21 protein-coding genes are annotated in these 20,669 nt (G+C 63.1%); 15 read left to right on the forward strand and 6 right to left on the reverse strand.

Annotated features, from left to right (window positions below):
* Positions 1–119 precede the first annotated feature (119 nt).
* From HU750_RS05460 to HU750_RS05520, 13 genes are all read left to right on the forward strand, one after another.
* Positions 120–1,391, forward strand: coding sequence for a glutamate-5-semialdehyde dehydrogenase (locus HU750_RS05460; protein ID WP_027592606.1), 1,272 nt, complete (start codon positions 120–122; stop codon positions 1,389–1,391).
* A 1-nt stretch (position 1,392) separates the two neighbouring features.
* A complete protein-coding gene (gene nadD, locus HU750_RS05465) occupies positions 1,393–2,052 on the forward strand; it encodes a nicotinate-nucleotide adenylyltransferase (RefSeq protein ID WP_027592607.1) in 660 nt (219 codons plus the stop codon).
* A 42-nt stretch (positions 2,053–2,094) separates the two neighbouring features.
* A complete protein-coding gene (gene rsfS, locus HU750_RS05470) occupies positions 2,095–2,514 on the forward strand; it encodes a ribosome silencing factor (protein WP_186677442.1) in 420 nt (139 codons plus the stop codon).
* Positions 2,515–2,523: 9 nt separating this feature from the next.
* Complete coding sequence (gene rlmH, locus HU750_RS05475; protein ID WP_023382530.1) at positions 2,524–2,991, forward strand: 23S rRNA (pseudouridine(1915)-N(3))-methyltransferase RlmH; 468 nt, start codon at positions 2,524–2,526, stop codon at positions 2,989–2,991.
* Positions 2,992–3,007: 16 nt separating this feature from the next.
* The gene (gene mrdA / locus HU750_RS05480) at positions 3,008–4,897 is read left to right on the forward strand and encodes a penicillin-binding protein 2 (RefSeq protein WP_027592609.1); all 1,890 of its coding nucleotides are present in this window, start codon (positions 3,008–3,010) and stop codon (positions 4,895–4,897) included.
* Positions 4,898–4,935: 38 nt separating this feature from the next.
* Entirely contained in the window at positions 4,936–6,039 is a 1,104-nt protein-coding gene (gene rodA / locus HU750_RS05485; protein WP_050580719.1) for a rod shape-determining protein RodA, read from the forward strand.
* 17 nt (positions 6,040–6,056) lie between these two features.
* A complete protein-coding gene (gene mltB / locus HU750_RS05490; protein ID WP_027592611.1) occupies positions 6,057–7,067 on the forward strand; it encodes a lytic murein transglycosylase B in 1,011 nt (336 codons plus the stop codon).
* Complete coding sequence (locus tag HU750_RS05495) at positions 7,067–8,071, forward strand: septal ring lytic transglycosylase RlpA family protein (protein WP_027592612.1); 1,005 nt, start codon at positions 7,067–7,069, stop codon at positions 8,069–8,071. Before mltB ends, HU750_RS05495 begins: the two co-directional genes overlap by 1 nt.
* A gap of 194 nt (positions 8,072–8,265) precedes the next feature.
* Complete coding sequence (locus HU750_RS05500) at positions 8,266–9,426, forward strand: D-alanyl-D-alanine carboxypeptidase family protein (RefSeq protein ID WP_027592613.1); 1,161 nt, start codon at positions 8,266–8,268, stop codon at positions 9,424–9,426.
* 75 nt (positions 9,427–9,501) lie between these two features.
* Positions 9,502–9,777: a DUF493 domain-containing protein gene (locus HU750_RS05505; RefSeq protein ID WP_012312556.1), complete on the forward strand. Its 276-nt coding sequence runs from the start codon at positions 9,502–9,504 to the stop codon at positions 9,775–9,777.
* Positions 9,777–10,424, forward strand: coding sequence for a lipoyl(octanoyl) transferase LipB (gene lipB / locus HU750_RS05510; protein WP_027592614.1), 648 nt, complete (start codon positions 9,777–9,779; stop codon positions 10,422–10,424). The genes HU750_RS05505 and lipB overlap by 1 nt, the downstream gene beginning before the upstream one ends.
* A 2-nt stretch (positions 10,425–10,426) precedes the next feature.
* Positions 10,427–11,443 (forward strand): lipoyl synthase, encoded by a 1,017-nt coding sequence (gene lipA, locus HU750_RS05515; RefSeq protein ID WP_027592615.1) that lies wholly within the window; start codon positions 10,427–10,429, stop codon positions 11,441–11,443.
* A gap of 86 nt (positions 11,444–11,529) precedes the next feature.
* Positions 11,530–12,468: a S66 peptidase family protein gene (locus HU750_RS05520; RefSeq protein ID WP_186677444.1), complete on the forward strand. Its 939-nt coding sequence runs from the start codon at positions 11,530–11,532 to the stop codon at positions 12,466–12,468.
* A 117-nt stretch (positions 12,469–12,585) separates the two neighbouring features.
* Here HU750_RS05520 and HU750_RS05525 read toward each other — a convergent pair whose 3' ends face one another.
* From HU750_RS05525 to leuS, 5 genes are all read right to left on the reverse strand, one after another.
* Positions 12,586–13,905 (reverse strand): lytic murein transglycosylase, encoded by a 1,320-nt coding sequence (locus tag HU750_RS05525; protein WP_186677447.1) that lies wholly within the window; start codon positions 13,903–13,905, stop codon positions 12,586–12,588.
* A 60-nt stretch (positions 13,906–13,965) separates the two neighbouring features.
* On the reverse strand, positions 13,966–14,130 hold the full coding sequence (gene arfA, locus HU750_RS05530) for an alternative ribosome rescue factor ArfA (protein WP_016501800.1): 165 nt from the start codon (positions 14,128–14,130) through the stop codon (positions 13,966–13,968).
* Between the two features lie 193 nt (positions 14,131–14,323).
* Complete coding sequence (gene holA, locus HU750_RS05535) at positions 14,324–15,361, reverse strand: DNA polymerase III subunit delta (RefSeq protein ID WP_186677450.1); 1,038 nt, start codon at positions 15,359–15,361, stop codon at positions 14,324–14,326.
* Between the two features lie 38 nt (positions 15,362–15,399).
* Entirely contained in the window at positions 15,400–16,005 is a 606-nt protein-coding gene (locus HU750_RS05540) for an LPS-assembly lipoprotein LptE (RefSeq protein WP_186677453.1), read from the reverse strand.
* Between the two features lie 60 nt (positions 16,006–16,065).
* A complete protein-coding gene (gene leuS, locus HU750_RS05545) occupies positions 16,066–18,672 on the reverse strand; it encodes a leucine--tRNA ligase (RefSeq protein ID WP_027592620.1) in 2,607 nt (868 codons plus the stop codon).
* A 227-nt stretch (positions 18,673–18,899) separates the two neighbouring features.
* Here leuS and HU750_RS05550 point away from each other — a divergent pair, with 227 nt between their 5' ends.
* Positions 18,900–19,214 carry a hypothetical protein gene (locus tag HU750_RS05550; protein ID WP_027592621.1) on the forward strand — a complete coding sequence of 105 codons (315 nt, stop codon included), beginning with the start codon at positions 18,900–18,902 and terminating at the stop codon, positions 19,212–19,214.
* 132 nt (positions 19,215–19,346) lie between these two features.
* Positions 19,347–20,108, forward strand: coding sequence for a YdcF family protein (locus HU750_RS05555; protein WP_186677456.1), 762 nt, complete (start codon positions 19,347–19,349; stop codon positions 20,106–20,108).
* A gap of 80 nt (positions 20,109–20,188) precedes the next feature.
* On the opposite strand, the gene HU750_RS05560 is transcribed toward HU750_RS05555, so the two are convergent.
* Positions 20,189–20,669: IS3 family transposase (locus HU750_RS05560; RefSeq protein WP_186677459.1), on the reverse strand; the 481-nt coding region annotated here is incomplete at its 5' end.

Raw genomic sequence — 20,669 nt, forward strand, 5'->3', positions numbered from 1 at the left:
GGGTATTAAAAAAACCAAACCAAGCCCGCCATTTTCTACCATCCGCCACCCGCCGCTGGGCGTATACCTGCGCGACAGTTATAATCAGCCGATTTCCCCTTCGCCAAGACACCGAACCCATGACTGAGTCCGTTCTTGACTACATGACCCGTTTGGGTCGCGCTGCTCGCCAGGCTTCCCGGGTGATCGGCCGTGCCAGCACCGCGCAGAAGAACCGCGCCCTGCAAGCGGCTGCCGATGCACTGGACGCTGCCCGCGCCGAGTTGACCGCCGCCAACGCACTGGACCTCGCCGCAGGCCGCGCCAATGGCCTGGAGCCCGCACTGCTCGACCGCCTGGCGCTGACCCCGGCGCGTATCGACGGCATGATCACGGGCCTGCGCCAGGTGGCCAGCCTGCCGGACCCGGTCGGCGCCATCCGCGACATGAGCTACCGCCCATCGGGTATTCAGGTCGGCAAGATGCGTGCCCCCCTGGGGGTGATCGGGATCATCTACGAATCGCGCCCCAACGTGACCATCGATGCCGCCAGCCTGTGCCTGAAGTCCGGCAATGCGACTATCTTGCGTGGCGGCTCCGAGGCCATCCACTCCAACCGTGCCATCGCCACCTGCATCCAGCGTGGCCTGGCCGAGGCCGGTCTGCCGGCGGCGGTAGTGCAAGTGGTCGAGACCACCGATCGCGAAGCCGTGGGCGCGCTGATCAGCATGCCCGAGTTCGTCGATGTGATCGTGCCGCGCGGTGGCCGTGGCCTGATCGAACGTATTAGCCGCGATGCGCGGGTGCCGGTCATCAAGCACCTGGACGGCATCTGCCATGTCTATGTCAGCGAACATGCCGACCTGGACAAGGCCTGGCGCGTCGCTTTCAACGCCAAGACCTACCGCTACGGCATCTGTGGCGCCATGGAAACCCTGCTGGTCGACCAGCGTGTAGCCGAGCGCTTCCTGCCGGAAATGGCCCGCCGTTTCCAGGAAAAGGGCGTCGAACTGCGTGGCTGCGAGCGCACGCGTGCGCTCATCGCGGCCAAGCCGGCCAGCGAAGACGACTGGCACACCGAATACCTGGATGCGATCCTGTCGATTCGTGTAGTCGATGACCTGGACCAGGCCATCGAACACATCAACCACTATGGCTCGCACCACACTGATTCGATCATCACCGAGCACCAGGGCCAGGCCCGCCAATTCATGGCAGAGGTCGACTCGGCGTCGGTGATGCTCAATACCCCAACCTGCTTCGCCGACGGTTTCGAGTACGGCCTGGGCGCGGAGATCGGTATCTCCACCGACAAGTTGCATGCCCGCGGCCCGGTTGGCCTAGAAGGCCTGACCTGCGAGAAGTACGTGGTGATCGGCGACGGCCAGCTACGCGGCCAGGAGTCCTGCTGAGTTGAGCAAGGCCCAGGCAGTCCGGCGCATCGGCATTCTAGGCGGCACCTTCGACCCCGTTCACATCGGCCACCTGCGCAGCGCGCTGGAAGTGGCCGAGTTGATGGCGTTGGACGAGTTGCGCCTGTTGCCTAATGCCCGGCCGCCGCACCGCGACACCCCGCAAGTGGCCGCGCAAGATCGCCTGGCCATGGTGCGCAGCGCCGTGCAGGGTGTTGCCTGCCTGAGCGTGGATGCCCGCGAGCTTGCCCGCGACAAGCCGTCGTACACCATCGACACCCTGGAGTCGATCCGCGCCGAACTGGGCGCTGACGACCAGCTGTTCCTGGTGTTGGGTTGGGATGCCTTTTGTGGCCTGCCCGCCTGGCACCGCTGGGAAGAGCTGCTGCAACACTGTCACATCCTGGTGTTGCAACGCCCGGATGCCGACGTTGAACCCCCTGACGAGCTGCGCAACCTGTTGGCTGCGCGCTCCGAGAGCGATCCCACCGCCATGTCCGGCCCGGCGGGAAATATTTCGTTCGTCTGGCAGACACCGCTTGCGGTGTCGGCTACACAGATCCGACAGCTGCTGGCCAGCGGCAAATCGGTGAGGTTCCTGGTGCCGGACGCCGTACTGGCCTACATCGAGGCACACGAACTGTATCGTGTGCCTAACTGACGGTGCTCCGGCACCTCATCCAACAAGTTGAACGAGTTTTATATGACCAAGCAGAAAATTTACGGCGAAGAACTGGTCGAAGTGACCAAGGCAGCGCTGGAAGACGTCAAGGCCCAGGATATCCAGGTCATCGACGTGCGTGAAAAGCACAGCCTGACCGACTACATGATCATTGCCACCGGTACGTCCAACCGCCAGATCAACGCGATGGCCGAAAAGGTCCGTGAAGCCGTCAAGGCCAAGGGTGCTCAACCCCTGGGTGAAGAAGGCAAGGGCGACAGCGACTGGGTGCTGCTGGACCTGAACGATGTCATCGTGCACATGATGACCGCCGCTGCCCGCCAGTTCTACGACCTGGAGCGCCTGTGGCAGGGTGCCGAGCAAAGCCGTGCCGCCGATGGCAAGCACCACAGCCCGGACCACGCTCACGAGTACTCCGACAAGCTCAAAGACCGGGAATAAGGAAGCGTCGTGCGTCTGCGCCTGATCGCGGTCGGCTCGCGCATGCCCAAGTGGGTCGAGGACGGTTGGCATGAATATGCCAAGCGCCTGCCCCCGGAGCTGTCGCTGGAGCTGGTGGAAATCCCGCTGAATACCCGTGGCAAGAATGCCGACGTCGCTCGCCTGATCCGTCAGGAGGGCGAAGCCATGCTGAGCAAGGTTCAGCCTGGGGAACGCATCGTCACCCTCGAGGTCCATGGCAAGCCCTGGAGTACCGAGCAGCTGGCGACCGAGCTGGACCGCTGGCGCCTGGATGCGCGCACGGTGAATTTGATGGTGGGCGGCCCGGAAGGGCTGGCGCCTGAGGTTTGCGCACGCGCTGAGCAACGCTGGTCGCTGTCGCCGCTGACGTTGCCGCACCCGTTGGTAAGGATACTCATCGGCGAGCAGATCTATCGCGCCTGGACCGTGTTGTCCGGGCACCCTTACCACAAATGAGCCTGTAAGCAGTCCGATGTCGCAGCCGATCCGTCTCAAGGACCACGAGAAAGACGCCCGCCTGGTGCGTAACCGCGTCGTGGTTGGCGCGGTGGCGATCATGCTGCTTATCTGCGTTTTGATCGCGCGGCTGTATTACCTGCAGATCATCCAGTACGACTATCACTCGACGCTGTCGGAGAACAACCGGGTGCATGTGCAGCCGATCCCGCCGACCCGTGGGCTGATCTTCGACCGCAATGGGGTGATCATCGCCGATAACCGGCCCAGCTTCAGCCTGTCCATGACCCGTGAACGTGCGGGTAACTGGCAGGAAGTGCTGGACAATATCGTCGAAGTGCTGGAGCTGACTGACGACGACCGCGCGCTCTTCGAGAAGCGCATGCGCCAGGGCCGTCGGCCGTTCGAGCCGGTGCCCATCCTGTTCGAACTGAGCGAAGAGCAGATCGCCCGGGTGGCGGTGAACCAGTTCCGGCTGCCTGGCGTGGAAGTGGTCGCGCAGTTGGTGCGGCATTACCCGCAAGGTGCGCATTTTGCGCACTCGGTGGGGTATGTCGGGCGTATCAACGAGAAAGAGCTGAAAACCCTCGACCCTGTGAACTACAGCGGTACGCACCATATCGGCAAGACCGGTATCGAACGTTTCTACGAGGATGCGTTGCACGGCCAGGTCGGTTACGAGGAAGTCGAGACCAACGCCCGCGGTCGCGTGCTGCGGGTGCTCAAGCGTACCGACCCCAAGCCTGGCAAGGACATCGTCCTGAGCCTCGACATCAAGCTGCAGGAAGCCGCCGAGGCCGCCTTGGGTGGCCGTCGTGGCGCGGTGGTGGCGCTCGACCCGCGTACCGGCGAAGTGCTGGCGATGGTCAGCCAGCCAAGCTTCGACCCTAACCTGTTCGTCACCGGCATCAGCTTCAAGGCCTATGCCGAGCTGCGGGATTCGATCGACCGGCCGTTGTTCAACCGCGTACTGCGCGGGCTGTACCCACCTGGCTCGACCATCAAGCCAGCGGTGGCCATCGCCGGTTTGGACAGTGGCGTGGTCAATGCCGGCAGCCGGGTGTTCGACCCAGGCTATTACCAGCTGCCCAACTACGATCACAAATACCGTAACTGGAACCGCTCTGGCGATGGCTGGGTCGACCTGGATACCGCGATCATGCGCTCCAACGACACCTACTTTTACGACCTTGCCCACAAGATGGGCATCGATCGTTTGTCCAGCTACATGAACAAGTTCGGCATCGGCCAGCGGGTTTCGCTCGACATGTTCGAAGAGTCCGCCGGCCTGATGCCGTCTCGCGAATGGAAGCGTGCCACCCGCCGCCAGGCCTGGTTCCCCGGCGAAACCCTGATTCTCGGGATCGGCCAGGGCTACATGCAGGCCACGCCGCTGCAGTTGGCCCAGGCCACCGCGTTGATCGCCAACAAAGGCGTGTGGAACCGCCCGCACCTGGCCAAGACCATCGAAGGCCAACCGCCGGTGGACGAGAACCCGATGGAAAACATCATCCTGCGTGACAAGTCGGACTGGGCCAAGGTGACCCACGGCATGGAGCAGGTGATGCACAACGCCCGTGGTACCGCGCGCAAGGCTGCTGCCGGCGCCCAGTACCGTATCGCCGGCAAGAGCGGTACTGCCCAGGTGGTGGCGATCAAGCAAGGCGAGAAATACGACCGCAACAAACTTCAGGAACGCCACCGCGACCACGCCCTGTTCGTCGCCTTCGCCCCGGCCGACGACCCGAAGATCGTGGTGTCGGTGATGGTCGAGAACGGCGAATCCGGCTCTGGCGTCGCCGCACCCGTGGTGCGCCAGATCATGGACGCCTGGTTGCTCGACGAGCACGGCCGGCTCAAGTCCGAGTTCGCTCCCGCCACCGTTACCCAGGAATCGGCCCTGTGATGAACAATTTCGATCGCATGCTCTCCAGCGAGGATGTGATGCGTCGGCGCGCCAGCTTCCTGCAGCGCATCCATATCGATGGCCCGTTGCTGGTCATCCTCCTGACCCTCGCGGCTGGCAGCCTGTTCGTGCTGTATTCGGCCAGTGGCAAGAACTGGGACCTGCTGCTCAAGCAGGCGACTTCGTTCGGCATCGGCCTGGTGTCGATGTTCGTCATCGCCCAGCTGGAGCCGCGGTTCATGGCGCGCTGGGTGCCATTGGCCTACGTCACCGGGGTGCTGTTGCTGGTGGTGGTGGACGTGATGGGCCACAACGCCATGGGCGCCACCCGGTGGATCAATATCCCCGGGGTGATTCGCTTCCAGCCCTCGGAATTTCTCAAGATCATCATGCCGGCGACCATCGCCTGGTACCTGTCCAAGCGCACCTTGCCGCCACACCTCAAGCATGTGGCGATCAGCCTGGTGCTGATCGGCGTGCCGTTCATCCTCATCGTTCGCCAGCCCGACCTGGGCACGGCGCTGTTGATTCTGGCCTCTGGTGCGTTCGTGCTGTTCATGGGTGGGCTGCGCTGGCGCTGGATTGTCAGTGTGGTAGCGGCGGCGGTGCCGGTGGCGGTGGCCATGTGGTTCTTCGTCATGCACGACTACCAAAAGCAGCGCGTGCTGACCTTCCTCGACCCGGAAAGCGACCCCTTGGGCACCGGCTGGAACATCATCCAGTCCAAGGCTGCGATCGGTTCGGGCGGGGTATTCGGTAAGGGCTGGCTGCTGGGCACCCAGTCGCACCTGGACTTTTTGCCCGAGAGCCACACCGACTTCATCATCGCCGTGCTCGGTGAGGAGTTCGGCCTGGTCGGCATCTGCCTGCTGCTGATCGTCTACCTGCTGCTGATTGGTCGCGGCCTGATGATCACGGCCCAGGCGCAGACCCTGTTCGGCAAGCTGCTGGCGGGCAGCTTGACGATGACCTTCTTTGTATACGTGTTCGTCAATATCGGTATGGTCAGCGGCCTTCTGCCCGTGGTGGGCGTGCCGCTGCCCTTCATCAGCTATGGCGGAACTTCGTTGGTGACGCTGCTGTCAGCGTTTGGCGTTCTGATGTCGATCCATACGCACCGCAAATGGATCGCACAGGTTTGAATAAGGTGAAGAATTTCATGCAAGCAGTGCGTAACTGGGCTGCCCGTTGTGCGCCGTGGATCGGCGCGGTGGGCCTGTTCGGCGCTGTCCAGCTGGCCCATGCCGGCGACTACGAAGGCTCGCCCCAAGTGGCCGAGTTCGTTGGCGAAATGACCCGCGACTACGGCTTTGCCAGCGAGCAGCTGATGGGCGTGTTCCGTGAGGTCCAGCGTAAACAGTCAATTCTCGATGCCATCTCGCGGCCGGCCGAACGGGTAAAGCCGTGGAAGGACTACCGTCCGATGTTCATCACCGACGCGCGCATCGCCCGCGGTGTGGACTTCTGGCGCCAGCACGAAGCGGTATTGGCGCGGGCCGAGCAGGAATACGGGGTGCCGGCGCAAGTCATCGTCGCGATCATCGGCGTAGAGACCTTTTTCGGCCGCAATACCGGCAATTACCGGGTCATCGACGCCCTCTCGACGCTGGGCTTCGACTACCCGCCGCGGGCCGAATTCTTCCGCAAGGAGTTGCGCGAGTTCCTGCTACTGGCCCGTGCCGAGCAGCTTGACCCGCTCACGCTCAAGGGCTCCTATGCAGGCGCCATGGGCTTGCCGCAGTTCATGCCGAGCAGCTTCCGCAACTATGCCGTGGACTTCGACGGCGATGGCCACATCAATATCTGGAACAACCCGGACGATGCCATCGGCAGCGTAGCCAGCTACTTCAAGCGCCATGGCTGGGTGGCCGGCGAAGGCGTGGTCAGCCGTGCCATGGTGCAGGGCGAGCGGGTTGATGAAGGCCTGACCACGGGTATCGAGCCGGTGAAGACTGTCGGGGAGTTGCGGGCGCTGGGCTGGTCGAGTCATGATGCGCTGCGCGATGATCTGCCGGTCACCGCCTTCCGCCTGGAGGGCGAAAACGGCCCCGAGTACTGGATGGGCCTGAAGAACTTCTACGCGATCACTCGCTACAACCGCAGCGTGATGTACGCCATGGCGGTGCATCAGCTTTCGGAACAGCTGGTCCAAGCACGGGGCGTCAAGTAATGCGCGCAATCATCTCTGCCACTACCTTCAAGCTGCTGACCTGCATGACTGTCGGCATGCTGTTGGTCAGCTGCTCTTCCAGCCGCCCGACCACCACCCAGAAAAGCGGTAATACAGTCCGCGCCCAGCCCGGCCTGGACATCAACCGTGCCCATAAGGACGGTGCGCCGTGGTGGGACGTGGACGTGAACAAGATCCCCGACGCCACGCCAACCGTGCACACCGGCAACTACAAGGCCAACCCTTACACGGTACTGGGCAAGACCTACTACCCGATGCAGGACTCGCGCAACTACCGCGCCGAGGGTACCGCGTCGTGGTATGGCACCAAGTTTCACGGGCAGAACACGGCCAACGGCGAGCTTTATGACCTGTACGGCATGAGCGCGGCGCACAAGACCTTGCCGCTGCCGGCCTATGTGCGGGTGACCAACCTGGCCAACGGCCGCAGCGTGGTCCTGCGGGTCAACGACCGTGGCCCGTTCTACTCCGACCGTATCATCGACCTGTCCTACGCGGCGGCGAAGAAGCTCGGCTACGCCGAAATCGGCACCGCGCATGTGCGCGTCGAAGGTATCGACCCGCAACAATGGTGGGCCCAGCGTGGCCAGCAGCCACCGTTGGTGCTGAAGGAGCCTCAGGTTGCCCAGACCCAGTCGATCCCGGCCAGCACCGGCCGAGTCGAGCAGTGGACGCCGCCACCCCAGCAACACGCTGCACCCGTAGTGCCCGTTCAAGTCGGCGGCAACAATGTGCCGGCAGGCAACGGCGGCAGCTTCTTGCAGGTGGGCGCCTTCGCCAACCCGGACGCCGCCGAACTGCTGCGTTCGAAACTGAGCACCATGGTCAGCGCGCCGGTGTTCATCAGCTCCATCGTGCGTAACCAGCAAACCTTGCACCGCGTGCGTTTGGGGCCGATCAGCAGCCAGGGCGAGATCCAGCAGGCGCAGAACAGCATTCGCCTGGCGAACTTGGGGCAGGCCAAGCTGGTCACAGCTGACTGACCGCACCGGCCAAACTGTCGGTTTTGTCATGAATTGACGGGCGCGGGCATGTACAATGTCCGCTTTTGCCCGCAGCGACATAAAGCCGCAGTGTGCGGGCTCGGCCCAAGGCCTTAAAAACTAGACTGACTGGCGCTGGGCACACGATGTGGCCCAGGCAACATCTCAGACCATTAGCGATTTTCGAGAGACGGATGAACATCACCAACCTTGCCAAACGACTTTGCCTGCCCGTACTGCTGATGATCACGCCTGCTGCTTTCGCGGCAGAGCAGATGATGCCGGCACCACCGCAACTGGCAGCCAAGTCCTACGTACTCATGGACGCGTCCAGCGGCAACGTGCTGGTCGAGAACAACGGTGACGAGCGCCTGCCGCCAGCCAGCTTGACCAAGCTGATGACCGCCTACATCGCCACCCTGGACATTCGCCGCGGCCAGATCGGTGAAAACGACCCGGTCACCGTCAGCGAAAACGCCTGGCGTACCGGTGGTTCGCGCATGTTCATCAAGGTTGGCAGCCAGGTGACTGTCAGCGACCTGCTGCACGGCATCATCATCCAGTCGGGTAACGATGCGTCTGTTGCGCTGGCCGAGCACATTGCCGGCAGCGAAGACGCCTTCGCCGACATGATGAACAAGACGGCCGCTGACCTGGGCATGTCCAACAGCCACTTCATGAACCCGACCGGCCTGCCGAACCCCGAGCACTACTCCTCGGCGCACGACATGGCCCTGCTGGCGCGCGCGATCATCGACGTCGACCCGGCCCACTATGCGATTTACTCGCAGAAAGAGTTCTTCTGGAACAACATCAAGCAGCCGAACCGCAACCTGCTGCTGTGGCGTGACAAGACCGTCGACGGCCTGAAAACTGGCCACACCGACGAAGCCGGTTACTGCATGGTGGCTTCGGCCGTACGTGACGGCCAGCGCCTGATCGCCGTGGTGTTCGGCACCAACAGCGAGCAGTCCCGTGCTGCCGAGACCCAGAAGCTGCTGACCTACGGCTTCCGCTTCTTCGAAACTCAGACCTTCTATCAGAAAGGCACCGAGCTGACCCAGGCTCCAGTTTGGAAGGGCGCCACCAGCCAGGTTAAAGCTGGCCTGGCCAACGACCTGACCATGACTATGCCTAAAGGCCAATTGAAGCGCCTTCAGGCTTCGATGACCATGAACCCGCAGCTCACCGCACCGATCGCCAAAGGTGACGTGATCGGCAAAGTGGAAGTCAAACTGGACGAGAACGTGGTTCACAGCGCCGACCTGATCGCCCTCGATGGCGTCGAGGAAGGTGGTTTCTTCCGCCGTATGTGGGATAGCATCCGTCTATTCTTCTACGGGTTGTTCAACTGATAACGTGACCTGCCACGCTCCCGCTGTTCAGGCGGGAGCGTTGTTGTTGCCACGGCTTACGAGGCCGTTTCCGCTATGAGCGAACCTGACGTCAAGTCGCACAAAATCGAATTCCCCTGCGCCGACTACCCGATCAAGGTCATCGGCGATACCGTTGTCGGTTTCAAGGACATGGTCATCGAAGTCCTCAGCAAACACGCCAAGGTCGACCTCGCCACGCTGGCCGAGCGCCAGAGCAAGGAAGGCAAGTACACCACGGTGCAATTGCACATCGTTGCCGAGAGCGAGAACCAGCTGCACGATATCAACAGCGCCCTGCGCGCTACCGGCATCGTGAAAATGGTGCTCTGATGTCCGCCTGCCTCGGTTTTCGCGATCTTGGCCTGCAGCCCTATGAACCGGTGCTGGAAGCCATGCGTCGCTTTACCGAGCAGCGAGGGCCCGACAGCCAGGATGAAATCTGGCTGGTCGAACACCCTTCGGTCTTCACCCAGGGCCAGGCCGGCAAGGCCGAGCACCTGCTGATTCCGGGTGATATCCCGGTGGTGCAGACCGACCGCGGTGGCCAGGTGACCTACCATGGCCCCGGGCAACTGGTGGCCTACCTGCTGCTGGATGTGCGGCGGCTGGGTTTTGGGGTACGTGAGCTGGTCAGCCGCATCGAGCAGACTCTGATCGACCTGCTTGCCAGTTACGATGTCCAGGCGGCGGCCAAGCCCGACGCTCCGGGTGTCTATGTCGATGGAGCGAAAATCGCCTCCCTCGGCCTGCGAATCCGCAACGGCCGTTCGTTCCACGGCCTTGCCCTGAACGTGGACATGGACCTTGCGCCATTCCGCCGAATCAACCCCTGCGGTTATGCGGGGCTGGCCATGACCCAGCTACGCGATCTGGCAGGCCCGATCGAACTCAACGAGGTCAGGACAAGGCTGCGCGGACAGCTGGTCAAGCACCTCGACTACGCTGAGCAGACGACCCTCACGGGCGGAATCGACTGAATATGACAACTGTGCAAGAAGCCGTGCCGAACCTGATACCTACCCAGGATGCCACCCCGCGCCCAGCGCCGAAGAAGGTGGAAGCTGGGGTCAAACTGCGTGGTGCCGACAAGGTCGCGCGCATCCCGGTAAAGATCATCCCTACCGATGAACTGCCGAAAAAGCCTGACTGGATCCGCGTGCGCATCCCGGTCTCGCCCGAGGTAGACCGCATCAAGCAACTGCTGCGCAAGCACAAGCTGCACAGCGTCTGCGAAGAGGCCTCCTGCCCGAACCTGGGCGAGTGCTTCTCGGGCGGTACCGCGACCTTCATGATCATGGGTGACATCTGCACCCGTCGTTGCCCATTCTGCGACGTTGGCCACGGCCGACCGAAGCCACTGGACCTCGATGAGCCGAAGAACCTCGCCGTCGCCATCGCCGACCTGCGCCTGAAGTACGTGGTGATCACCTCGGTGGACCGCGACGACCTGCGTGATGGCGGTGCCCAGCACTTTGCCGACTGCATCCGCGAGATCCGCGCCTTGTCGCCGGGTGTGCAGTTGGAAACCCTGGTCCCGGACTACCGTGGCCGTATGGACGTGGCCCTGGAGATCACCGCGCAAGAGCCGCCGGATGTCTTCAACCACAACCTGGAAACCGTACCGCGCCTGTACAAGGCCGCGCGTCCCGGGTCGGACTACGACTGGTCGCTGGACCTGCTGCAGAAGTTCAAGCAGATGGTCCCGCACGTACCGACCAAATCGGGCCTGATGCTCGGCCTGGGCGAGACCGACGAAGAAGTCATCGAAGTGATGCACCGCATGCGCGAGCATGACATCGACATGCTGACCCTCGGCCAGTACCTGCAGCCGTCGCGCAGCCACTTGCCGGTACAGCGTTTCGTGCACCCGGATACCTTCGCCTGGTTCGCCGAAGAAGGCTACAAGATGGGCTTCAAGAACGTGGCTTCCGGCCCGCTGGTGCGTTCTTCGTACCATGCTGACCAGCAGGCTCACGAAGCCAAGATCAAGCTCTGAGCCTGGTCTGAAGCACCCGTGCCGATGCGCGCCGAAAGGCGGCATCGGCATTTTTGTTTGTGTGCCCTGCACTGCAAGGAGTTGCGATGAATTGCGCCGAAACCGTTGAATCCCGACTGCCCGCTGCCCTGGGGGAGAATGCCTGCTTTGCCATCGTCGCCCCGGCCGGGCCGGCGCGGCTGGATGCGCAAAAGGCCAGCCAGTGGTTTACCGAGCGTGGCTACCGCTGCCGTATCTACCCGGGCGTTGAACAGGCGCAGGGCTACCTGGCAGGGCCCGATCAGCAGCGGCTGCAGGACCTGCACGATGCGTTTGCTGACCCGGCCATCGACGCCATCCTGTGTATGCGCGGCGGCTATGGCAGCATGCGCCTGCTCGACAGCCTCGACTTTGACCTGATCCGTTGCAACCCCAAGCCGCTGATCGGCTACAGCGACATCACCGCGCTGCACACGGCTATCCAGCGCAAAACCGGGTTGCTGACCTTCCATGGAGCGATGCTGAATGCCGACCTGTTGGGCGCCAAACTTGAGCCGACCGAGTCGTCGCTGCTGGCGCAACTGATTGGGCAGCTGGGTGCAGGCGATGCGATCGCGCATCCGACCGACTATGCGTTGAGCTGCGTGGTGCCGGGGGTTGCCCGCGGGCGTTTGCTGGGGGGCAACCTGTCGATGCTGGGGGCGACCCTGGGAACGGTGGCAGAGATCGATACGCAGGACTGCATTCTGTTTATCGAAGACGTCAACGAGCCGTTGTTCAGGGTGGATCGTTTGCTGACCCAGTTGCGCCTGGCGGGCAAGCTTGCGGGGGTGAAGGGGGTGCTGGTGGGGGATTTTGCCGGGATCACCGTGGCGGCGTTGACGCCGCTGCTGCAGGACATTTTCGGGCCGCTGGGCGTGCCGGTGCTGGCCGGGTGGCGCAGTGGGCATTGTGATCCGAACGTGTGCTTGCCGCTGGGGGCTGAGGTGATGCTGGACAGTGGGGAGATGAGGCTGGTGTTGCAGCAGGATTTGTTTAGGGCTTGAGATCGTGGGGCCGCGTTGCGGCCCTTTCGCGACGCAAGGCCGCTCCTACAGGGGACCGCGTACTTCTGTAGGAGCGGCCTTGTGTCGCGAAAGGGGCGCAACGCGCCCCCAGCGTTCTTACTGCTGACGCAGGCTCTCGAGCAACTTGTGCGTCGGGTACCCATCCGCCGGCCATCCCAACCCCTGCTGGGCATTGCGAATGGCCTTGCGGGTGTTGGCGCCAATGATGCCATCGGCGTTGCCCGCGTCATGCCCGCTGGCGTTGAGCAGGTGTTGCAGCTCCATGCGCTCGCTGCGGCTCAAAGGCAGGTCTTCTTTCGGCCAACTGCCGGCAATGAAGCCCCAGCCCGAGAACCGGTCACCCAGCAGGCTTACGGCCAGTGCATAGGACGACGAGTTGTTGTACTTGAGGATGGCGCGGAAGTTGTCCAGCACCAGGAACGCCGGGCCGCGCGCACCTGCAGGCAGCAGCAGGGCGGCAGACAGCTGATTGCTGTTGGCGGGCAGCTGAGTACCGGCTGGCAGCTTCACGCCCAGTTGCAGCCACTCGCTCACCGGCTTGCGCAGCGACCCGTCGGCCAGCCAGAAGTCGAACCCGGCCGGCACCTGCACTTCAAAGCCCCAAGGCTGGCCCCGTTTCCAGCCAGAGCTCTGCAGGTAGTGCGCTGTGGAGGCCAGGGCATCGGGGGTGCTGTTCCAGATATCCCGGCGGCCATCACCGTCAAAATCCACTGCATGGGTGTTGTAAGTGGTCGGGATGAACTGGGTCTGGCCCATGGCGCCAGCCCACGAGCCACGCATGGCCTCTGGCTGGATATCACCGTTCTGCAGGATTTGCAGGGCGGCAATCAGCTGGTCTTGGGCGAATTGGGGGCGGCGGCCTTCGTAGGCCAAGGTCGCCAGTGAGCGAATGACCGACTTGCTGCCCTGGAACTGGCCGAAGTTGCTCTCCATGCCCCAGACCGAAACCAGCACTTGGCGGTCTACGCCATAGCGCTGCTCGATGCGGGTCAACAGTTCTGCATTCTGCTCCATCAGCTTCTTGCCGTTGCGCACGCGCAGTGGCGACAGTGCGCCTTCCAGGTATTCCCACACCGGGCGGGTGAATTCTGGCTGGCTGCGGTCGGCCTTGATCACGTCCATGTCGGGGGTGACACCGAGGAATGCACGGTCGAAGGTGTTCGGCGAAATGCCAGCCTGCAAGGCTTGTTGGCGGAAGCCAGCCTGCCATTGCGCGAAGGTTTGCAGGGGCTGGATCTCAGTAGTGCCGGCGTCGGGCGTTGCACCAGGCACGTTCACCACCGGGGCGGGCTGGGCAGGTGCCAGCGGCAAGGCATCGGCGGCGGTGGGTTTTTCCGCGCAGGCGACGAGCAGGATGAAGCTGGAGGCCGCGATCAGCTGGCGGGATTTCCAACGGGGAAGAAGGCTGAGGAGCATGCACAGATCCAGAATTTCAGGTCAGGTGACGACCATACCATGCCTGCGCTTTCGATGCTTTCATGCCGCCAAAAAGTAAGAAGCCTCCCAATCTCTCGATTGGAAGGCTTCGCGGCGGTAGCTACCTTTGCCCTTGTCCGGTTGTTCCTGGCGGCAGCGGAACAGTGGCTGGGCGACGATCGACTTGGCCTTGTTGGGGCCGTGCTTCTTCGGCTTTTTGCTCATGGTGCGGATTCCCGATGGGTGGCTTTCGGGGCGCACTGTAGGCCGCTGGGTGGGGGAGGGCCAATTGATTGTGTATATGGTTGGGGACTTAGGGCTGCTATGCAGCCCATCGCGACACAAGGCCGCTCCTACAGGGGTACGCGATTGCTGTAGGAGCGGCCTTGTGTCGCGATGGGCCGCGAAGCGGCCCCGGCTATTCGGAAGGGAGCGCTAGCCGCTGGCCGGCCATCAGCAGCGACAAACGCGACAACCCAGTCCAGGGCGAACCCTCGGCCTGGCCCTTGATCTGCGCATCGATCCGCTGGGCATCCTGCAACAGCTGGGCCCAGCGTTGCGCCGAGAGGCGCTGCAGGGCTTTGCTGACCAGCGGGCGGCGTTTATCCCACACCGGTGGCCGCGCCTGGCTGAAGGCCTTGTCCAGCGGTACGCCCTGGCTGAACTGTTGGGCCAGCCCGGCCAGTTGGCGCAGTTCGCGCGCCAGGGCCCATAGAATCACCGGCGGCTCCACGCCTTCGCCGCGCAGGCCTTCAAGCATGCGCAGGGCGTGCGCGGCTTCGCCATTGAGAATGGCATCGACCAGGCCGAAGACATCGAAGCGGGCGCTGTCGGCGACCGCCGCCTGTACGGTCTCGACGGTGATCTGGTTGCCGTCGGCCAGCAGCTTGAGTTTTTCGATTTCTTGGGCGGCAGCCAGCAGGTTGCCTTCGACCCGGGCGGCGATCAGGTCCACGGCATCGCGTTGAGCCGAAAGGCCTGCCTGCGACAGCCGCTGGTTGATCCACTGCGGCAACTGGTGCGCATCCACCGGCCAGATCTGGATGAACTGGCAATGGGCGCCTTCGATCAGGGCCTTGCCCCACTTGGTCTTCTGCGCGCTGCCGTCGAGCTTGGGCAGGCTGATCAGCAGCAGCGTGTCTTCGGCCGGCCTGGCGCAGTATTCCATCAAAGCGGCAGCACCCTTGTCACCGGGCTTGCCGGAGGGCAAGCGCAGTTCCAGCAGGCGGCGCTGGGCGAACAGCGACAGGCTGGCGCCCGCCTGGAGCAAGGTGCCCCAGTCGAAATTGGCGTCGGCGCTGAACACCTGGCGTTCGTCGAAACCTTGCTGGCGTGCGGCGCCGCGGATGGCGTCAGCGGCTTCCTGGCACAGCAATGGGTCGTCGCCGCTGACCACGTAAACCGGTGCCAGGGCGCCTTGCAGGTGCTTGTTGAGTTGGGCGGGGGCGAGTTTCATCGGAAACAGGCGGGGCACCTAAGGTGCCCCGCACGGGCTCAGTTGCCCGGAACTTCCAGTGGCGACTGCTGAGGCGTTTCCGCCTGCTGGCGGCGTGCCGCTTCCAGCGCGGCGGCTTCAGCCTGGGCGCGTTCGTCGGCTTTACGCTGCAGCTCGTCGAGTTGCGTCGGGGTCAGCATCTGCAGGCGTACGACCATGGCGTTGACCAGGTCGCGGCGCATTTCGTCACGTGCCCGTTTGGCTTCCTGCTCGGAACCGGTGATGTTGGAACCGTCACGCACGTAGACCTTGCGCATTTCCAGTTTGTCGCTGAGCAGTTCCAGGTTGTTCAGGCCCTGGATGCTGTAGTTCAGTACCGTGGTCAGCTCGTACTCGGCCGAGCGGCTGCCACCGGTGTAGGTCGCGGCGCGTTCGTTTTCCTGCTCGTTGGTCAGCACCAGGCGGTAAGGCGCGCCCGCGTGCAGGTTGACGCCGTTACGCTCCAGGACCTGGCGCAGCTGGGTCACGGTTTCGCCATAGGCATTGCGCGCGCTGACGTCCATCTCTTTGACGCTCAGCTCGGTGGTGCCGGTGCCACGCAGCTGGAAACCGCAGGCGCTGAGCACGACGGCCAGGCCGATTACCAGCAGATTGCGTTTGATCATGTTGTTGCTCCCTCTTGGGCCTGTACCGCCCGCCCGCAGAACCTGCGGGCGGGCGTGCCATCAATTGGCGACGATGTTGACCAGCTTGCCCGGTACCACGATGACCTTGCGGATGGTCAGGCCATCGATGAAGCGCAGGACATTCTCGTTGCTGCGGGCGGCGGCTTCGATTTCCTCGCGGCTGGCGGCGGCCGGCATTTCGACCTGGCCACGCAGCTTGCCGTTGACCTGCACCACCAGGACGATGCTGTCCTGTACCAGTGCGCTCTCGTCGACGGCTGGCCAGCCAGCATCGATGACCGCCTGGTCGTGGCCCAGCGCCTTCCACAGTTCGTGGGAGATGTGCGGGGTGATCGGCGCCAGCAGCAGGGTGACGGCTTCAAGGCCTTCCTGCAGCAGGGCACGGTCCTGTTCGGTGGCTTGCGGGGCCTTTTCCAGCACGTTCATCACGGTCATCACCTGGGCGATGGCGGTGTTGAACTTGTGGTACTGGCCCACGTCGGTGCTGGCCTGCTTGATCGCGGCGTGGATGGCGCGGCGGATGACCTTTTGCGCGTCGTCCAGCGTGGCGACATCCAGCTTGCCCGGCAGGCCCTGGCTGACGTGGCCTTGGGCCAGACGCCAGACACGGCGCAGGAAGCGGCTTGCGCCTTCGACGCCGGAATCGGACCACTCCAGGCTCATGTCGGGCGGCGAAGCGAACATCATGAACAGGCGGCAGGTATCGGCGCCGTAGGCTTCGATCATCGATTGCGGGTCGACGCCGTTGTTCTTCGACTTCGACATCTTCTCGGTGCCGCCGATTTCCACCGGCAGGCCGTCGGTCTTCAGGCGGGCGCCAATGATCTTGGCCTTGGCGTCACGTTCGATCTCGACATCGGCCGGGTTGAACCAGTCCTTGCCGCCGTTGCTGGCAACGCGGTAGTAGGTCTCGGCGACCACCATGCCCTGGGTCAGCAGGTTCTTGAACGGCTCGTTCGAGGTGACCAGGCCTTCGTCACGCATCAGCTTGTGGAAGAAGCGCGCGTACAGCAGGTGCAGGATCGCGTGCTCGATACCGCCGATGTACTGGTCGACCGGCAGCCAGTGGTTGGCGGCTTTAGGGTCGACCAGGCCTTGGTCGTAGTTTGGCGAGGCGTAGCGGGCGAAGTACCAGGACGACTCGACGAAGGTGTCCATGGTGTCGGTTTCGCGCTTGGCCGCCGTGCCGCATTTCGGGCAGGTGCATTCGTAGAACTCGGGCATGCGCGCCAGCGGCGAGCCGGCACCGTCCGGTACCACGTTTTCTGGCAGGGTGACCGGCAGCTGGTCTTCCGGCACCGGCACGTCGCCGCAGGACGGGCAGTGGATGATCGGGATCGGGCAGCCCCAGTAACGCTGACGGCTGATGCCCCAGTCGCGCAGGCGGAACTGGGTGCGCGACTTGCCGAGTTCCTTGCGGATCAGGGCGGCTTCGATGGCGTCAAAGGCGCCGGCGAAGTCCAGGCCGTCGAACTCGCCGGAGTTGATCAGTTGGCCATGCTCGCCGTAGGCAGCCTGCCACTCGTTGCCGACTTCATCGCCAGCGCTGGTGCGCACCACGGCTTTGACCGGCAGGTTGTACTTGTGGGCGAACTCGAAGTCGCGCTCGTCGTGGGCCGGCACGGCCATCACGGCGCCGTCGCCGTAGTGCATCAGCACGTAGTTGGCGACCCAGACCGGCAGCTTCTCGCCGGTCAGTGGGTGTTCTACCAGCAGGGAAGTGGGCATGCCCTTCTTCTCCTGGGTGGCCATGTCGGCCTCGGCGACGCTGCCGCTCTTGCACTCGTCGATGAACGCCTGCAGCGCCGGGTTGCCTTGGGCAGCCTGGGTGGCCAGCGGGTGTTCGGCGGCGACGGCGACGTAGGTGGCGCCCATCAGCGTGTCAGGACGGGTGGTGAAGACCTTGAGGGCGCCTTCGTGGCCGATGCTGGCCTGGTCGAACGGGAACTGGACTTCCATGCCGCGCGACTTGCCGATCCAGTTGCGCTGCATGGTCTTGACCTGTTCAGGCCAGCCCGGCAGCTCGTCGAGGCTCTCGAGCAACTCGTCGGCGTAGTCGGTGATGCGGAAGTAGTACATCGGGATTTCGCGCTTTTCAATCAGCGCGCCCGAACGCCAGCCGCGACCGTCGATGACCTGCTCGTTGGCGAGCACGGTCTGGTCGGCCGGGTCCCAGTTCACGGTACCGTTCTTGCGGTAGATGACGCCCTTTTCGAACAGGCGGGTGAACAGCCACTGTTCCCAGCGGTAGTAGTCCGGCTTGCAGGTGGTGACTTCACGTGCCCAATCGATGGCCAGGCCCAGGCTCTTGAGCTGGGTCTTCATGTAGTCGATGTTTTCGTACGTCCACTTGGCCGGGGCGACGTTGTTTTTCATCGCCGCGTTTTCTGCGGGCATGCCGAAAGCGTCCCAGCCCATCGGCTGCAGGACGTTTTTGCCCAGCATGCGCTGGTAGCGGGCAATCACGTCACCGATGGTGTAGTTGCGCACGTGGCCCATGTGTAGCTTGCCGCTCGGGTACGGGAACATCGATAGGCAATAGTAGGTGTCTTTGCCTGGCTGTTCGGTAACAGCGAACGATTGTTGCTCGTCCCAGAAGTTCTGGGCGGCGGCTTCGATATCACGGGGCGTGTATTGTTCGTGCATGGCTACTTTTGGCTGAGAGAGAAGAGACCTTGTTCCAGGCAGCGGAACCTCGCTGCAACCGGTACTCCGGTGTCGTTTAGAGTGAACGCCGTAGCATACAGCAGCGCTGCGCATCGTGGGAAACCTTGATTGCGAATGCCCGCTGGTCGCGGCAAACGGCTGCTTTTTAGAGTGACGCTAAGCTCAGGTGTGGGGGGAGATATTTTTATCTTCAATGAGGTGAACGGATGGGAGAGACGCAGCTACCCGCAATCAAACCGGAGCTTTACGAACGCCTGATCGACCGCCTTGGCCTGGCATTGGAAGTTGCCCGGACGTCGGTACGATTGCGCGACGAGAGTCCAGCCGAGCTGGAGTTGCGCGGCCTTAGCCACGCAGAGTTCGAAGTGATCAAGGCCTACCTGGAATCCCTTCCGGAGCGCCAAAATGCCTGTGCCGGCAGTTACCCGCAAGCGGAGCCGACATCGGCCAAGATCATCTGGCTCAAGGACAAGAAACGCCCCGCCAGCACGGCGAGATCCAGGACGCTGCCGCATCGTTAGCCGTTCAGGACGCCAGGCGCAGGCCATCGCGCGCCGGTTCTTCAATACACTTCTCACGATCGTCGCCGGCCGCACACTTGTTGCCCGGCGTCGATCCTCTTAGGCTGCACGCCTTCCATGGAGGTGTAGCCGATGCCCATTCGATTCTTCATCAAGCAATGGCTGATGCCGCCGGGCGTCCTGTTCCTGCTGCTGCTGGCCGCCTGGTGGCTGCGTACCCGCCGCCCGCGGCTGGCGGCGCTGTGCTTTGCAGTGGGGCTGGGTGGCCTGTGGCTGATGAGTTTGCCCCTGGTGGTGCAGGAGTCGGCACGGTTGCTGGAAACCGAACCGCCTTTGCAGGTCAGCGAGTGGGCAGGCCTTGCCGGTAGGGCGGATGCCATCGTCGTGCTAGGTGCCGGGCGTGAGCGCGGTGACCCGGCCTGGGGTGGGGATGACCAGCCTACGGCAACGGCCCTTGAGCGCATGCGCTTTGCTGCGCGGCTGGCCAAGGCGTCGGGGTTGCCGGTGCTGACCAGCGGTGGCTTGCACTACGGTACGCCGCCGAGCGAGGCGCGGTTGATGGCGGACCGCTTGCGTGAAGACTTTGGCGTCGAGGTGAAGTGGCAAGAGCAGGCCAGCCGTACCACCTGGGAAAATGCGCGGTTCACGGCGGATATTCTGCAGCCGCTGGGTATTCGTCGCGTGGTGGTGGTGACCCAGGCCTGGCACATGCAGCGTTCGCGTTTCAGCTTTGAGCAGGCGGGGTTCGAGGTGGTGCCAGCGCCGATGGGGTTCCTGGGGCGTGATCATGCCCGGCCGTTTGCCGGGTTGCTGCCAGAGAGCCGGGCGATGTGGCAGAGCGGGCAGTTGCTGAATGAGGCGGTGGGGTTGGTGGGGTATCGGGTGTTCTATTGAATCTAGGTTGCCTGTGCGGGCCTCTTCGCGGGGCAAGCCCGCTCCCACACTTTGGACTGCCCCCAGAAAGTTGGACAGTTTCAGCTAGCAGCCTGAGCCCTGTAATCAACAGGGCTCAGGCCGTTAAGCCTTAGCTTGATGCGGTCATGGTTGTAGTAATGAATGTACTCATCCAGACCCGCCTTCAGTTCTTCGACGCTTTCAAATCGCTTTAGGTGGAAAAACTCTGACTTGAGCGTACCAAAGAAGCTTTCCATGGCCGCGTTGTCCAGGCAATTTCCTTTGCGCGACATGCTCTGTTTTACGCCGCGCTGATAGAGCTTTTGACGATACTGAGGCTGTTGATAGTGCCAGCCCTGATCCGAGTGCATCACCAGCTTTGGCGTCTCGCCCAGCCTCTCAAGCGCCTTGTCCAGCATGTTTCCAACCAGGCTGTAACAGGGCCGGCTAGCCATTTCGTATGCCACGATCTCGGCGTTGTACAAGTCCATGACGGGTGAGAGGTAGAGCTTTTGCTCGGCGACCTTGAACTCGGTTACATCGGTTACCCACTTCTGATTG

Source organism: Pseudomonas sp. SWRI50, from assembly GCF_014269095.1.
GTDB lineage: Bacteria > Pseudomonadota > Gammaproteobacteria > Pseudomonadales > Pseudomonadaceae > Aquipseudomonas > Aquipseudomonas kermanshahensis.